11 protein-coding genes and 1 tRNA gene are annotated in these 14,599 nt (G+C 51.3%); 1 reads left to right on the top strand and 11 read right to left on the bottom strand.

Going from position 1 to position 14,599, the window contains the following annotated elements; all coding sequences use genetic code 11:
* Positions 1 to 24: 24 nt before the first annotated feature.
* From LKD70_RS05375 to LKD70_RS05325, 11 genes are all read right to left on the bottom strand, one after another.
* Positions 25 to 279: an aspartate dehydrogenase gene (locus tag LKD70_RS05375; protein WP_227707012.1), complete on the bottom strand. Its 255-nt coding sequence runs from the start codon at positions 277 to 279 to the stop codon at positions 25 to 27.
* An 88-nt stretch (positions 280 to 367) separates the two neighbouring features.
* Entirely contained in the window at positions 368 to 3,250 is a 2,883-nt protein-coding gene (locus LKD70_RS05370; protein ID WP_227707011.1) for a CAP domain-containing protein, read from the bottom strand.
* A 78-nt stretch (positions 3,251 to 3,328) separates the two neighbouring features.
* Positions 3,329 to 3,826 carry a GNAT family N-acetyltransferase gene (locus LKD70_RS05365; protein ID WP_227707010.1) on the bottom strand — a complete coding sequence of 166 codons (498 nt, stop codon included), beginning with the start codon at positions 3,824 to 3,826 and terminating at the stop codon, positions 3,329 to 3,331.
* On the bottom strand, positions 3,816 to 4,529 hold the full coding sequence (locus LKD70_RS05360) for an HAD family hydrolase (protein ID WP_227707009.1): 714 nt from the start codon (positions 4,527 to 4,529) through the stop codon (positions 3,816 to 3,818). The genes LKD70_RS05365 and LKD70_RS05360 overlap by 11 nt, the downstream gene beginning before the upstream one ends.
* Before the next feature lie 33 nt (positions 4,530 to 4,562).
* Positions 4,563 to 4,751, bottom strand: coding sequence for a DUF6472 family protein (locus LKD70_RS05355; RefSeq protein WP_227707008.1), 189 nt, complete (start codon positions 4,749 to 4,751; stop codon positions 4,563 to 4,565).
* A gap of 90 nt (positions 4,752 to 4,841) precedes the next feature.
* The gene (locus tag LKD70_RS05350; RefSeq protein ID WP_227707007.1) at positions 4,842 to 5,390 is read right to left on the bottom strand and encodes a PepSY domain-containing protein; all 549 of its coding nucleotides are present in this window, start codon (positions 5,388 to 5,390) and stop codon (positions 4,842 to 4,844) included.
* Positions 5,391 to 5,677: 287 nt separating this feature from the next.
* Positions 5,678 to 5,749: transfer RNA gene (locus LKD70_RS05345), tRNA-Cys, on the bottom strand.
* Between the two features lie 121 nt (positions 5,750 to 5,870).
* A complete protein-coding gene (locus LKD70_RS05340; protein WP_227707006.1) occupies positions 5,871 to 6,482 on the bottom strand; it encodes a PepSY domain-containing protein in 612 nt (203 codons plus the stop codon).
* Between the two features lie 86 nt (positions 6,483 to 6,568).
* Complete coding sequence (locus LKD70_RS05335; protein ID WP_227707005.1) at positions 6,569 to 8,086, bottom strand: sensor histidine kinase; 1,518 nt, start codon at positions 8,084 to 8,086, stop codon at positions 6,569 to 6,571.
* Entirely contained in the window at positions 8,083 to 8,757 is a 675-nt protein-coding gene (locus tag LKD70_RS05330) for a response regulator transcription factor (protein WP_227707004.1), read from the bottom strand. The genes LKD70_RS05335 and LKD70_RS05330 overlap by 4 nt, the downstream gene beginning before the upstream one ends.
* A gap of 100 nt (positions 8,758 to 8,857) precedes the next feature.
* A complete protein-coding gene (locus tag LKD70_RS05325; RefSeq protein ID WP_227707003.1) occupies positions 8,858 to 12,916 on the bottom strand; it encodes an NACHT and WD40 repeat domain-containing protein in 4,059 nt (1,352 codons plus the stop codon).
* Between the two features lie 168 nt (positions 12,917 to 13,084).
* Here LKD70_RS05325 and LKD70_RS05320 point away from each other — a divergent pair, with 168 nt between their 5' ends.
* Positions 13,085 to 14,359: a M18 family aminopeptidase gene (locus tag LKD70_RS05320; RefSeq protein WP_227707002.1), complete on the top strand. Its 1,275-nt coding sequence runs from the start codon at positions 13,085 to 13,087 to the stop codon at positions 14,357 to 14,359.
* Positions 14,360 to 14,599: the final 240 nt, after the last annotated feature.

Below are 14,599 nucleotides of genomic sequence, written 5' to 3'. Positions count from 1 at the left end.
CTCTCCATAAATCTTTTCAGTCTCTCAATAAATTTTTTCAATCTCGCCTTCAATCCCGTACTGTTCCCGGAAAGCCTGCAGGTCACCGCTGTTTTGAATCAGCATGACCTCCTCGAATCTTCCTGTTGAAATCTCCTTAAACCCGGCCACCTGCTCTCCGGTGCAGATGCTGCTGCGGACAGCCGGGACATGGGTGGAAGGATTGTAGGATTCGATGTGGTACGAATGTGTTTTCTTCTTCCTTCCGAACACAATATCACACACTCCTTTCTTTGTCAAAAACCCCTGCAGACATTGACTCGCAATCTCTGCAGGGGCTAAAACTTTTTTAATATTGCTGCTTGCTGCAACCTTTTAACTTTTCAGTTCAGAAAAGTCTTCTCTTCTTTCCGACAAGAACGGCTCCGATCACAGAAAGACTTGCGATAAGCATAACAGCTGTCGGAAGAATATTTCCTGTATCTCCGGTTTTCACAGCCTTGTTCGCTGTATTTGATGCACTGTTGTCTGTACCTGTCGTGCCTGCTGCTCCTGTTGTATTTCCTGTGTCTTCCGTATTGCCTGTCGTTCCGTTATTCTCATCTCCGCCGGCTGGTTTCTCAAGTTTCGGAACTACCATCTGCTCTTTCAGGATTTCGCCGCATACAGAACAGTGACTTCCTTCTGTCAGGCCCTCCTCCGTATAAGTCGGATCTACAGCCGGATCTATAACTACAGTGTGTCCCGGCGCTTCAATCGTTTCTGTCTTCGTAGTTTCACAGACAGTACATGTATAAAGCATCTGGCCGTCTTTTGTACAGGTCGCTTCTTCCAGAACGGTTCCTTCATCCCATGCATGCTCTGTCAGAACCGGAATCACTTCCTGCTCTTTCAGAATCACACCGCATACAGAACACTTGCTTCCTTCTGTCAGGCCCGTGTCTTTACATGTCGCATCTTTTCCCGGAATCACCTCCGGTGTATGACCTTTCTCATCTACAGCGACGGTCTTCGTCTCTTCACATCTCTTACAGGTATATTTTATCGCTCCTGCTTCTGTACAAGTTGCCTCGGATATAACCTCACCCTCATCCCAGTCATGTCCGAGAGGCTCCACAACATTCTGCTCAACAAGCGTTGTGCCGCATACCGCACATACACTGCCTTCCGTCAGACCGCTCTCTGTACAGGTCGGCTCCACTGCCGGAAGTGTTTTAGCTGTATGTTCCAGCTTATCGACAGCTTCCGTCTTCGTACCTCCGCATACAGAACATGTATATGTCATTTCACCAGTCTCTGTACAGGTCGGCTCTTTCGTAACTACACCTTCACCATAGCTATGATCCTTCATCGGAACCACTTCCTGCTTCACGATCACTTCGCCGCATACGGAACAGTGGCTTCCCTCCGTCAGTCCGGTCTTTGTGCAGGTCGCTTCCACTGCCGGATCTGTCACAACAGTGTGCTCTCCTGTCGCAGGAATTTCTTCGGTCTTTGTAGTCTTACATCTTTCACAGGTATATGTCTTCTCGCCTGCTTTTCCGCACGTCGCCTCTTTTGTCACAGTTCCATTGTCCCACTTATGTCCAAGTGCGGGAACTTCCTGCTGTGCTGTAAGCACTTCATGGCACACGGAGCAGTGGCTTCCCTCTGTCAGGCCCGGGTCCGTGCAGGTCGCTTCCACAGCCGGATCTGTCACAACAGTGTGCTCTCCTGTCGCAGGAATTTCTTCGGTCTTTGTAGTCTTACATCTTTCACAGGTATATGTCTTCTCGCCTGCTTTTCCGCACGTCGCCTCTTTTGTCACAGTTCCATTGTCCCACTTATGTCCAAGTGCGGGAACTTCCTGCTGTGCTGTAAGCACTTCATGGCACACGGAACAGTGGCTTCCCTCTGTCAGGCCCGGGTCCGTGCAGGTCGCTTCCACGGCTGGATCTGTCACAACAGTGTGCTTATGCTCTCCTGTCGGAGGAATCGTCTCTGTCTTTGTAGCCCCGCATCCTGCATATGTACATGTATAAGTCTTTACACCCTCTGTAGTCTCACCGGGTTCCGTTGTGATTTTGCCTTCATCCCATGTATGCTGAGTGACCGTTACTGTCTTCGCCGGAGTGATGCACATTTGTCCGTAAACCTCATAAACAGCAACATACTTTCCGGCATCGTCTGCACTGATATCAGTCTTTTCATATGTTTTTCCTGTGGCGCCTGAAATAGCCGATAATACACCGTTTTCAAGCTTATACCAGGAATAGCCTGTTATACTGTTTTCTATATACACTGGATTCAGGGTGATACTTAAGGCCTGTCCCTCATGCACTGTACGGCTTGTAACCGGGTAATTTTCAGCGTCCCATGGACCCAGGTCTGTACTAATTCTCTGCAGAGCAATCCCCGCTTCCAGTATGCCGTTCGGATCTGAAAGATTCGAGGGAAGCGTATAAGTTCCATCCTTTAATTTGAGTACGTTGGCTGCCTCATCATACTCCCACTGCGCACCAATCGTATATGTTCTTCCACGGTTTGTCTCTATGGTAACAGAGGTAAGCATACCGGCAAATCCCTGAAGAATATCCGGCACATTGTTCAGACTGTAAGTAACTGTCTTTCCGTCAATGGACATAGCTGTTACAGTCTGCTCCGCAGACGGCATTTCAATGGAAACAGTCCTCTGACCGTCTACTGCTTCACCCGGTGTTTTTATAGGATTGGCTGTAAGCCCAAATTCCTGTACCCAGTATTCAACTCCGTTGTAGGTGACATGACCAATGCCGACAGCATTAAAATTCCCCAGCATATTGCGCCGGTGTCCCTGCCCGGCAAAATCTTCATTGTCTTCCCGCCATGCAATGAAAACCGCTTCTGCTGATTCATAGCCATAGGCAATGTTCTCTCCCTTTCCGTTATAACCGGCAGGATATGCAGTAAAGCAGTCGCTTCCGTTCGGTCTTGTATGCGAATAATAGACAGCTATTTCCGCCGCCCTCTGCATAGCGACCTCCTCGAGAACCGGATCATACTGCAATTCAGACAGACCGTCATAGGAAATCTTGTTCTCATTGCTTTCATCCCACGCCCAGGCATCATCACCTGTTCGGAAATCATTGATCATTTCAAACATTGTCCTGGCTTCTGTCTGCCCGTACGTAACTGTTATTTCCTGCGTGTTGCCTTCCGCATCTGCTGCCGAAACGTCCATCGTAATTCCGGAAGTAACTAACAATACTACTGCTGCCGCATATGCAGTCAGCCTTTTAAGCCTCGCCCTCATAACGTCCTCCCAACATAAATTAATTTCTTTAAAAGACAAATACTGCCTTTTCCATTTTATTCCTAATTTTTCTTTATGTCAATTTGTCAGGAGAATAATCACACAATTTTTTTCCATTACTTCATACGCAAGCACGGCGTCTTCCGCCGCCTTTATCCGCTCATGTCTGACAGTACAGTATCCCATCTTCTCATACAGACAGCTTGCAGGCAGCGACGCATCCAGCACCGCACTGCTATATTTCTCACCAATTTCCCGTTCCAGTTCATGCATAATATACGTTCCGCATCCCTGATGCTGATGCTCAGGCATCACAAATACTCTTGTGATATGATGCCCGTTCAGAGTCCCTGTTCCGATAATCTTTCCACATGAACGCAGTACCCGCACATTTCCTTCCTGAATGTCTTTCTCTATCTGATCCCGCCTGTGAAGCAAGCAGAAAAATTCTACTACTCCGGACGGATAATACTGCGGATACACAGTCCGTATTGTTTCTGATACTAATTCTGTAATCTTATCTGTATCGTCTGTCACAGCTCTTTCATATCGCCACAGATATCCTTCACCGGTCACTGTCCAATACCTCCTGCATCACCGCAAAAAGCTCTTCTTCCGATCTCACCTCATACTCCGGCGCAGGTTTTCCATCCGGCCTTAAATTCCCTCTCCGGTTGATCCACACTGTCTTCCACCCGGCATTCATCGCTCCTTCGATATCCAGCTCATACGCATCACCGACAAACCACTTCTGCGCTTCTTCCGCTTTCATCCTGCGCGCCGCCAGATCAAAGATCGCCCGATCCGGCTTCGCCGCCCCGACTTCCGCCGAGATGAATACATTTTCGCGGGGAATCCACTGCTCCGCCTTCAGTCCCTTCACCTTGTCCCACTGATGCCCCGAAGGGCCGTTTGTGATAATCCCAAGCGGTGCCCGCCCGGAACACCACGCAAGAAGTTCTCTCATCAGGGGCGTCATATGGATATTCCTCTGCCGGTTCACATAAGCATACTGGAATCCGAGTGCATCTTCATCACTGATCTTTACACCAAATTCCTCAAACGCTTTCTGCATACGATAAATGTACATCTCTTCCATGGACATTTCCCCTGACATAGCCCTGGCAAACACCTGATTGCTGTATTTTCTCGATACCGGATAAAGTTCATCCGCCGGCACCGCCGCGTCCGGTCCGAAATATTCACTGTATGCCTCCTTAAAAGGCACTGTCTGGTCATACAGCGTATCATCCACGTCAAACAGAACCGCCTTTTTCATCGTCTTCACCTCCAGCCCGCTTCTCTTTTCATCCTACATCTGCTTTCTGACAACAGCATACTCATCGCCGTTTCTGTAATACGGACACTGGTAATACCTGTCCGACATAATACGCACATAGTCGTCTTCATCCATATTCATATCACACATGTATGCCCCGTACTCGTCATCATATATATAGAAGGCACACGTCTCACAGCTTACACGCTCTTTTCGTTTCATTCATGCTCACCTCTCTCGTTTTTACATATTTATAATACAAGAAGGAGCGCCCTCTGTAAACAAAGGCGCCCCTTCTGCAAAATCATTTTCTCACCACTGTTCCTGTTCCCACTTCAGGATCGTTCCCGTATTGGCATCAATCTCAAACTCGTATTCCGTTCTGTTGTAAAGGATATCTCCTTCATATATATACCAGCCGTCATCATATTCCAGCTCAATCGAGATATGCTGGGCCGTGGCTCCCGGCACTCTCTCGAGTGCGATATTCTGTGCTTCCTCCTGCGAGATCTGCACATCTGATCCGCCCATATTTCCCGTGCCGGACTGACTGTCTTCCGCCGTCTGACCGGCTGTTCCCTGATCCCCGGATGATGCCTGCGCACTGTTCTGGTCTGAAGATGAAGCCTGACTGCTGCTCTGGCCGTTTTCTGCTGTGCTCTGCTCCTGCGCATTCTTCAATTCATCAAGTTCCTGACGGAGCGAATCAATCTCAGCCTGCATCTCTTCCTCTGTTCTCCCTGATATATCTGAACCGCTTCCTGTTCCCGACGACTGGCTTCCCCGCGCTGCTCCGCAGCCTGTCATAAGCGCCGCAGCAAGCACCATCCCCGCAAGAGCCGTGAGGTATCTCTTTCTCATTTTTATGCTCCTCCTCTCCTTTATAATGAAGTAAATCAAGATTCTCTCTTTTTATACTGTCAGTATAAAAGCGGAAGATTAAAGGAAGATTAAAAAATGACAACGAATTTGCGGGGTTTGCAAGCTTTTTTGTTAATTGCCAGCAGCTTGCGCACCCGGCCCTTCAAATGATTCTCAATAGCTTGCAAATGTTCTTCCTTACCGGCATACTGCGGATTTGTTTGAAACAGGCTAAAGCCTAATATATACAAAAACCCCTGGAAAACATTCATTTTCCAGGGGTTAAGAGGCGCAGACGAGATTTGAACTCGTGCATCAGGGTGTTGCAGACCCACGCCTTACCACTTGGCTACTGCGCCATCACTTGTATCTTTTGTATTATACCTCAAAAAGTGTTCCGAGTCAAACAGAACTTACTGCTTTTTGACTGCTTTTTGATCATTTTGACCGTGTTCTCCCATCGCTTTTTAAGAGCGGGCTTTATGCCCGCTCTTCGCTCCATTCGACAACCTCGCCTGTATTTGCATCGATCTTAAAGTCATACTCTATCTGGTTATAGATGATATCTCCTTCATACATCATCCTGCCGTCATCCCGGTCAAGCTCGATTCTGATATCACTCTCTGCCGCGCCTTCCACTCTATCAAGGGCAATCCGGGTTGCCTCGTCAATACTCACGGCCGGCTCTGCTGTCTGGGAATTCTGCTGGCTCTGAGAAGTTCCGCTGTCTGCCTGAGAGCTGTCCTGTGCTGTCGTCTGTCCCTGGTCCGCGCTGTTCTGTGTTCCGTTATCAGCCGTTCCGGCATTCTGAATCTGCTCTGTCTCAGCACTTAGGATCGAGCCGTCCGATGCCTGTATTTCGTAGTCATACTCTGTCTGATTCGCGTCGAAACTGATCTCATAAATTTTTCTTCCGTCATCACTGTCCTCGGACACTTTGAGTCTCGATGTATCGGACTCACTTACGCCCGCGTCGTTTAATGCCGCCTCAAGCGCCGCGTCTCTTCCGATATCCGCTCCGCTTCCCGAGCACCCTGTAAATGCTCCAACTGCCATAACCGTAATCACTGCTGCAACTGCTAATTTTTTCATTGTCTTTTCTCCCTTCGTTTTCTGTCATTTATATTATTGTTTTTCTTTCGATGATATGACTATACCCCTGGAAGATTAAAAAAACATTAGAAATTCTCATTTTTTTCATTTTCGCCGGATTCGCCTCCATCCACAGGGAGTCTGAAGACAAACCTGCTGCCCTCACCCTCCCTGCTCTCTGCAGTGACACTTCCTCCGTGCGCTCTCACAATCCATCGTACCATGGAGAGTCCCAGTCCGGAGTGGCCGCTGTCCGTGCGGGATGAATCCGCCCGGTAAAACCGCTCCCATATATGCAGCAGCGTCTCTTCTGACATTCCGGTTCCGTGATCCGTCACGCTTCCGCACACAACATCCGCCTGTTTCACATCGCCGGCCCTCCGGACGTCCCCGCTGCCGTTTCCCGCTCCGTCAGCATCGCCGCTTCTCCGCTCTTCTGCATCGCCGTTCTCCCCGGCAAATGCCGGTTCTGCATACAGTTCCACTTCCACAATACCTCCGTCCCGGCTGTACCGCACTGCATTGGAGAGAAGATTGACAAGCAGGCGTATGTAAAGCGTCTCGTCTACTTTTGCATAAAGCTCCGGGCTGATCTTCGTCTTCACACGGATTCCGCGTCCATCCGCATCTGCAAGAATCTGCTGTTCCTCAGCCGTCATCTCCGTAAGCTCACTTATATTCAGCCATTCCCTGTGGATGGGCTGTCTGCCCTGATCCGCTCTCGACAGGAAGAGAAGCTGGGAAATCATATCCGACATTCCCTTCGCCTTTCTCTCAATCAGGCCGATCTGTTCTCTCTGATCTTTCGTCAGCGTGTCATCGGAAAGCAGCATGCCGCACTGCGCAAGTATGACGCTGACCGGTGTTCTCAGTTCATGGGAAGCATCGGATGTGAACTGCTGCTCTCTGCGGAATACCTCCTCCAGTTCTGAGAGCATATCGTCAAACGTCGCCGCAAGAACATAGATCTCATCCCGCTCTTTTTCATCCCCCTCTGTTATACCGATCCGGCGGGAAAGATCTGCGTCCGCGCGAATTTCCCGTACTGTCCGGGTGATCTTTCTCACCGGAAGCAGCGTTCTCCTCGTAAACCGGTAGCCGATAAATGCGATTGCCAGCACCATTACGGGAAGCAGTATCAGCGCGAAGCGGACCGTCACGGCGAAACTCTCCTCCGCGTCAGTGATGGATGTCACGCCGCGGACATACACTGTCTGTGTATCCGAAACAGCAACGGCCATGTCGTACACATACCACTCTCTATTTCCGTCCCGTATCGTCCTCATCTCACCGTCGGAGAATTCCGGCTGCTGAGAAAACCCGTGAGGCAGCCGCCCGTAGAGGAAATACATGTTGGTGTCGTACAGAGACAGATACACGTCGCCTGCAACCGAGTAGAAATCCGAATCCACTCTCAGCGCTTCGCTCCGGACCGAGATATCTTCCACACTCTCCTGTACACGCCGCTCCAGTTTTGCCTGTGTGGAAGTCAGCACCTCCCTGCTGCTCAGCGAAAACAGAATCGCCAGTGCCGCACATGTCAGAAGCAGCATGAAAAATGTATACATTAAAGTAAGTTTCAGCTTCAGAGAAATCCGTCTCATTTTTCCACCTTCAATACATATCCCGTTCCGCGCACTGTATGAATCAGCTTCGTCTCGTGCCCTTCGTCGATCTTTTTGCGCAGATACCGGATATAGACATCGATCACATTGGAACCGCCTGCATAATCAAAATTCCACAGGTGTTCCTCCAGCCGGTCTCTCGAGAGCACGATTCCCTCGTTCTGAACCATATACCGCAGAAGAGCAAACTCTTTTCCCGAGAGACGGATCTCCTTTCCTCCCCGCACAACCTGATGTGTATCCATATGCACTTCCAGATCCCCTACCCGGTAGCACGTCTTCGGCGTCTCGGCGGGCTTTCGCAGGAGCACCCTGATCCGCGCCAGCAGCTCCTCGAAGGCAAACGGCTTCACAAGATAATCGTTGGCTCCGGCGTCAAGTCCTCTGACCCGGTCCTCCACGCTGTCCTTTGCAGTGAGAAGAATCACCGGTGTCCCGTCGTTTCTGTCACGCATCTTTTTCAGCACAGTCAGGCCGTCCGCGCCCGGCATCATAATATCCAGCACAACAGCGTCATACTCGGCGCTCGCCAGATATTCCAGCGCTTCCTTCCCATTGAAGCAAGCGTCCACGCTGTAGTGTTCCGCCTCCAGTCTGGAGGCGAGAATCCGGTTCAAATCTTTTTCATCCTCCGCAATCAGAATTCTCATTTTCCCATCTCCCGTCTCAAAATTCTCCATGGCGTCAGCATACGGGGGAATACGCTCATTCCCGGTCCGCCGGCGCTAACCGATATATCATGCGCGCGTTTTATACGGAATAGCGCTTCAAAAGCCGGATATCCTTCTCCTCCATGCCGTCTGCAAACACAGTGTTCACCAGTTCGCATCCCTCCAGCCGTTCCTCATATCTCTGATCCGCCAGGATGCTCCAGCGCCCGGTTTTCAGTTCCAGGCCGTACACGATCTGATCCGCGCAGCAAAGAAGGATCTCTCCGTCATCGCTGAATTCAATCCCGGTCACACACCGGTCTCCAATCCGGAGCCTTTTCCGCTCCTTCCCGTTTTCCGGATCAGCCAGAATGATCTCCCCGTCTCCGAGCAGAACCGCTGTCAGCGTATGCCCTCTGTCAGAAGAAACATCTAAGATTATGTCATCCGGATACAGGCGCTTAATGTCTCTGAGATCTCCCGCGTGCCATTCTGCGTCCGTCTGCCATCCCGCACTCTCCGTATCCGAACTGCGCGTAGGGATTATTTCACCGGACATCATATCAACAGACAGTACGTTTCTTTCGTCTGTAAGCGCCGTTACATGCCGCTGTCCCCCATCCCATGTAACACTGCTGATCTCCTCGTCACACGGTTTTGACCAGAGCCGTATATTCTGTATAATATCCCAGAGCTCCAGCCTCTTTTCTTCCGTAAAAATCAGCGCTTTCTTTCCGTCCGGGCTGAACGGATCCTCCCAGATCTCATCCCGTTTCTCCCAGACACATTTCCCCGTCCGCAGATCCCACACCCGATCCGTGTGCTCGGGAGTATCGGCGGTGAGCAGCCGTTGGTCCGCGGTGAGCCGCATCCTGCGCACCTTCCGCCCGCTGCGGTTCAGAGTCTGTATCCTGACTCCGGTATCAGCGTTCCACACCGAGACATCCCCATCCAGAGACGCTGCCATAAGCCGCGTCCCGTCCGGACTGAAACTGATTCCGCCTACAATATCTCCGTGGGCATGTATCATATGAAGATTCTTTCCCGATACAGCGTCCCATATTCCGATTACGCCGCCGCAGTCCGCCGATGCAAGAAGTGTCCCTCCGGGCTGAAACTCCGCCCACTGCACGATCTCTTCATGCCCTCTGAGCACATGGACGCATCTGCCCTCCTTAAGACTCCAGATTCTCACCGTGTGATCCGCCGATGCGCTAGCCGCCAGCGACCCGTCTTCGTTCAGACTGATTCTGTGAATCCACTTTCTGTGTCCCTCGAAACGCTTCAGAAGATCCCCGCTCCCTGTATCCTCCCCGCTCCCGGCATCCCACAGGGCAAGGGTTCCATCCTCTCCCGCAGAGAGCAGCTTATGATCCGGTGTAAAACGCAGGTCCCTCACCGTCATTCCCGCGTATTTTTCCGGAACATCATGGGCGGGAAACGAACGCAGCAGTCTTCCTGTCCCGCTGTCCCATATCCTCACATATCCGTCGCTGCCTCCCGCAGCGATCCGGCTTCCATCCGTTGAGTATACACATACATCCATTCTTCCGCCGCGCCTTCGATCCCACACCTCTTCTTCCTGTTCAAGACTCAGCAGAAGCGTACCATTTCTTACATCGACCACATTTACCTTCCCGCTGTGTCTTCCGTATATCATCTGTCTTCGGTACGGATGCCAGCAGATATTCGATATCGTATCGTCAAAGGAAATCAGCCGTTCTGCCGGGTCAGCCGTACTCAGATCATCGCCCATATTGCAGGGAAAAATGCGGTGTACACTCTCATCTTCCATATCCCATACCTCCACTGTCCGGAAAGACGCAGCGGCCAGGAAGGCCGAATCCGGAGAAAATAAAAGTCCTGTCATAAAATCATCTCTGCTCATCTGAAGTCTTCTCAGCAACTGACACGTTGCCGTCTCCCACACGCAGACGCATCCGTCTTCCGATGCAGTCGCGAAGCACTTCCCGTCGGGAGAATGGCAGACCTTTGACACCCGGCTCTTATGGCCCGCGGGAAGCAGCGTCTCCGGATAGATCACGGCATCTGTAAAATCCGCCCGCTTTCCGCGGCTGTCGATAAAGGGGCCGAGTATCTGCCCTTTCAGATCAAGTCCGCGGAAATTCGTTCCCGCCAGATTCTGATCCCGGTACTTTATTATCTGCAGAACATTGTACAGCGGAATACGCACTTCATCGCCGGGCCGGTACCGGAGCAGATCCAAAACAGCATCCGACATCTCCTCATTCCCTTCCAGAAGCTCCGCTATAAATTGTATCGTTTCTTCCGAAATCACATAATTCAGCACATCCGGGATAACGCCCCGGGAATCGCTGTCCCCATGGCCTGATCCGATATGCCTTCTGAGATATTTGCTGCGGTCACAGGCTGCCGTACACACGCTGACAATATACGAAGCTGCCAGCGTATCTCTGTAATTCTGATGGGCGAACGCCCACTGTCCCCATCCGGAAAATACGTCCGGAAATGAGCGGAGATATTCTGCTGCCTGCGCAAATGTCAGCTCCTCAATGCCGGAAATATCTCCGATTCCCCTTCGAGCAAACCACCGTGCAGCAGCACTGTCCGCCTCCCCTCTCTTCTCTTCCCGAAACCGCTCTTCCCTCTGAAGATCCAGAAAATCTTCCACATACCGGTACATAACGTCCTCGCTCACAGTCAAACAGCGCTCCCTCTCCATTCTGTATGCAATATACGGAAGAAGAAAGTGCCCGGTATAGAGAGCCAGCGCAAGGTCTCTCTGTTCCTCCCCGCCGCCCTGCATGAAATATTTCGCCGCCAGACTTTCCATGTAATCCAGAATCAGATATGCTCTTTTCCCGTTTCTCTCATGGAACCGGAAATACAGGCTGTCTCTGTGCAGCGCCAGTTCTCTGTTCGTGTCTGCATAGACGGTCAGCATCATGGGAACAGACAACAGCTCTCCGAAACTCTCCGGCAGAGCAGAACCGTGGCGGATTAAGTACTGTTCTGTCTGTTCTCTGCTCAGCTTTTGCATTCGCAGAACCGGAATCCCGTAAAGACGGTATGTTCCGGTAATCTTCTGCCGTGACGCAATGACAATCCTGATATTTTCCTGTTCAAGAAGCCGCCCGATCTGCCGGGCCGCAGACATCCTGAAATCACTTCGTATCTCGTTGAAGCCGTCAAGGAGAACCCATCTGACACCAGTCCTAACACCAGTCCCTGAAGGTGCGGCCGCCTGCGCCTGCATCAACTCGTCCAACTGCATCAGCCGGTCCATCGCATTCGTCCGGTTCGTCATTTCCGCCCGGTTCACCGCTTCCGTCTGGCTCGCCGGCTCCGCCCCGTCCGCTCCGCCAAGCGGGATATAACTCACTCTCGCTCCGCTTTTCTCCAGCTCATCCGCGAAGCACCGCAGATAAGACGTCTTTCCCGTACCGCCCTCGCCGAGAATCTGCACTGCCCGTATCCCGGCGCTCGTCATGTACGCTTCCAGTTCCGTATATGTAATCCTTCTGCCTGCTTCATCCGCAGCCGCCGGCACGATTTCCCGATCTATTTCGTTTCCGGCATATCCCGGAACTTCCCGGACTCTCCGGAGCCGTCTGTTCCTTTCTGCCGCGTCTTCTTCTGACACAGTGCCGTCCGGTACCCAAACAGTATTCTTTCCTCTCTCAGACAAAATCTTTTCCAGCGCACGGCAGAATTCTGCTGTGTCGCGCAGAATCTCCTGCTCTGAAAACGCGTACACAACGCTTCTTTTTCCCTCAAAGTCCACGGAGTCCAGAAAAGCTTCCGACAGGTAAACCCAGAATATATTTCCCGTATCAATATCCACTGTAAAATAAACTGCCGGCGCGTCTGTCACCCGGTTTTTGACATAGGAAAGAAAGGCTGTCTCCAGCCTGTATACATATTTTCCCTTGTTTTTTCCTTTTTTCTCCGGCGTCATCCGCCCGGTCTTTTTGATCTGAACGATAAACTGTTTCCGCGGCACTCCATCCTCTGTGACAAGTTCAAAAAATCCGTCGTGATTCGGAGTCCTGTCATTTTCCCGGAAAAACGTCCTGATCCTGCGCCCCTCTTCCAGCTTTTCCGAGAGTATCCGGACCGCCCGGCTCTCGTCAAAAGCGCTCTCTGCGTGGCGGGATATTCCTTTCCTGTCTGTCATCGTATTCCGGTTCCTCTTTTCTGAATCTCCGTTTCATAGTTGTCTTTTCCCCGATCTTCTTACTATTGTAACACAATCGCGTCAGTGTACAAGGGACAAGCTTGACAGAACCTGGCGCTGATTATATGCTGATTATCAGAAATATCAGAAAAGGAGCCTGAAGCAGCTATGAATCATGAAATATCTTCGGAACTGATAAACTTTATCGAAAGCAGTCCGTCGTGCTTTCACGCCATTGACAATATAAAAAAGATCCTTCTTAAAAACGGTTTTACTGAACTCCGGGAAAATGAGAGATGGAGCATCGCCCCCGGAAGCTCCTGCTTTGTGACGAGAAACGCCTCATCCATCATCGCGTTTTCCGTTCCTGAAAAGGAGATGTCCGGCATGCGGATCATCGCCAGCCACAGCGATTCTCCCACCTTCAAAATCAAGGAGAACCCGGAGCTTGAATCCGCCGGGAACTGCATCCGGCTCAACGTGGAGCGCTACGGCGGCATGCTCTGCGCGCCCTGGTTTGACCGGCCGCTCTCTGTCGCCGGCCGCGTAATCACCAAAAATAAAGCAGACGGAACCTTTGACATCCGCCTGGTAAACGTGGACCGTGATCTCGTCCTGATCCCGAACCTTGCCATTCATATGAACCGGGAGGCGAACAACGGCTATAAGTACAACGCCCAGAAAGACCTCCTGCCTCTCTACGGCATGAGCGAATCAAAGGGTACCTTTATGAAAACCATAGCCGAAGCAGCCGGCGTAAAGGAATCGGACGTCCTCGGACACGACCTTTTCCTCTACAACAGGCAGAAAGGGAGCATCTGGGGCGCGTCGGAAGAGTTTATCTCCTGCAGCCGGCTGGACGATCTTCAGTGTGCATTCGCCTCTCTGAAGGGGTTCCTCGCGGGGCAGAAAGAACAGTACATGGGTGTGTATTGTGTCCTTGACAATGAAGAAGTCGGAAGCGGCACAAAGCAGGGCGCCGCTTCCACTTTCCTGTACGACACGCTGACGCGTATCCACGAATGCCTTCACTGCACGCGCGAGGATTACCTGATTCACCTGGCGGACAGTCTGATGATCTCTGCGGACAACGCGCATGCCGTTCACCCGAGCCATGCAGACAAAGCCGATCCTTCCAACCGCCCCTGCCTAAACGGAGGAATTGTGCTCAAGTTCAACGCGAACCAGAAGTACTGCACAGACGGTGTCTCCGCCGCCATGTTCCGGGATATCTGCGCCCGCGCAGGCGTGCCGGTCCAGACCTTTGCCAACCGCTCCGACATGGCCGGCGGCTCCACGCTCGGCAATATCTCGAATACGCAGGTCGCCCTCAACACAGTGGACATCGGTCTGCCCCAGCTCGCTATGCACTCTCCGTATGAGACTGCCGGTGCGGAAGATACCGGGTATCTGATCCGCGCCGCGAAAGAATTTTATTGCTAAAAATATGATTGTTCCGAAGGTTAAATTATTTCCTAAAGGTAAAATCCCCGGCGGAGTGCAACAGTTCCGCCGGGGATTTTGGGAAAGGATATCAATAAATTAGATTACGTCAAATTTTTATAAGTATGTCCGTTTTTCATAACGAAGTACACGTCTTTTAAAACAGACACGTCTTCGAGCGGGTTGCCCTTCACGGCGATGATGTCCGCCTGCCTGCCTGTCTCCAGGCTTCCTTTCGTC

Source organism: Ruminococcus turbiniformis (genome assembly GCF_020687545.1).
GTDB classification, from domain to species: Bacteria; Bacillota; Clostridia; order Lachnospirales; family Lachnospiraceae; genus Mediterraneibacter; species Mediterraneibacter turbiniformis.
This window is presented reverse-complemented; position numbering and strand designations above follow the sequence as displayed.

Coding starts and splice junctions, on each gene's coding strand:
- LKD70_RS05370 (WP_227707011.1), bottom strand. CDS start 3,250: ATGAGGGCGAGGCTTAAAAGGCTGACTGCATATGCGGCAGCAGTAGTA.
- LKD70_RS05360 (WP_227707009.1), bottom strand. CDS start 4,529: ATGAAAAAGGCGGTTCTGTTTGACGTGGATGATACGCTGTATGACCAG.
- LKD70_RS05355 (WP_227707008.1), bottom strand. CDS start 4,751: ATGAAACGAAAAGAGCGTGTAAGCTGTGAGACGTGTGCCTTCTATATA.
- LKD70_RS05350 (WP_227707007.1), bottom strand. CDS start 5,390: ATGAGAAAGAGATACCTCACGGCTCTTGCGGGGATGGTGCTTGCTGCG.
- LKD70_RS05340 (WP_227707006.1), bottom strand. CDS start 6,482: ATGAAAAAATTAGCAGTTGCAGCAGTGATTACGGTTATGGCAGTTGGA.
- LKD70_RS05335 (WP_227707005.1), bottom strand. CDS start 8,086: ATGAGACGGATTTCTCTGAAGCTGAAACTTACTTTAATGTATACATTT.
- LKD70_RS05330 (WP_227707004.1), bottom strand. CDS start 8,757: ATGAGAATTCTGATTGCGGAGGATGAAAAAGATTTGAACCGGATTCTC.
- LKD70_RS05325 (WP_227707003.1), bottom strand. CDS start 12,916: ATGACAGACAGGAAAGGAATATCCCGCCACGCAGAGAGCGCTTTTGAC.
- LKD70_RS05320 (WP_227707002.1), top strand. CDS start 13,085: ATGAATCATGAAATATCTTCGGAACTGATAAACTTTATCGAAAGCAGT.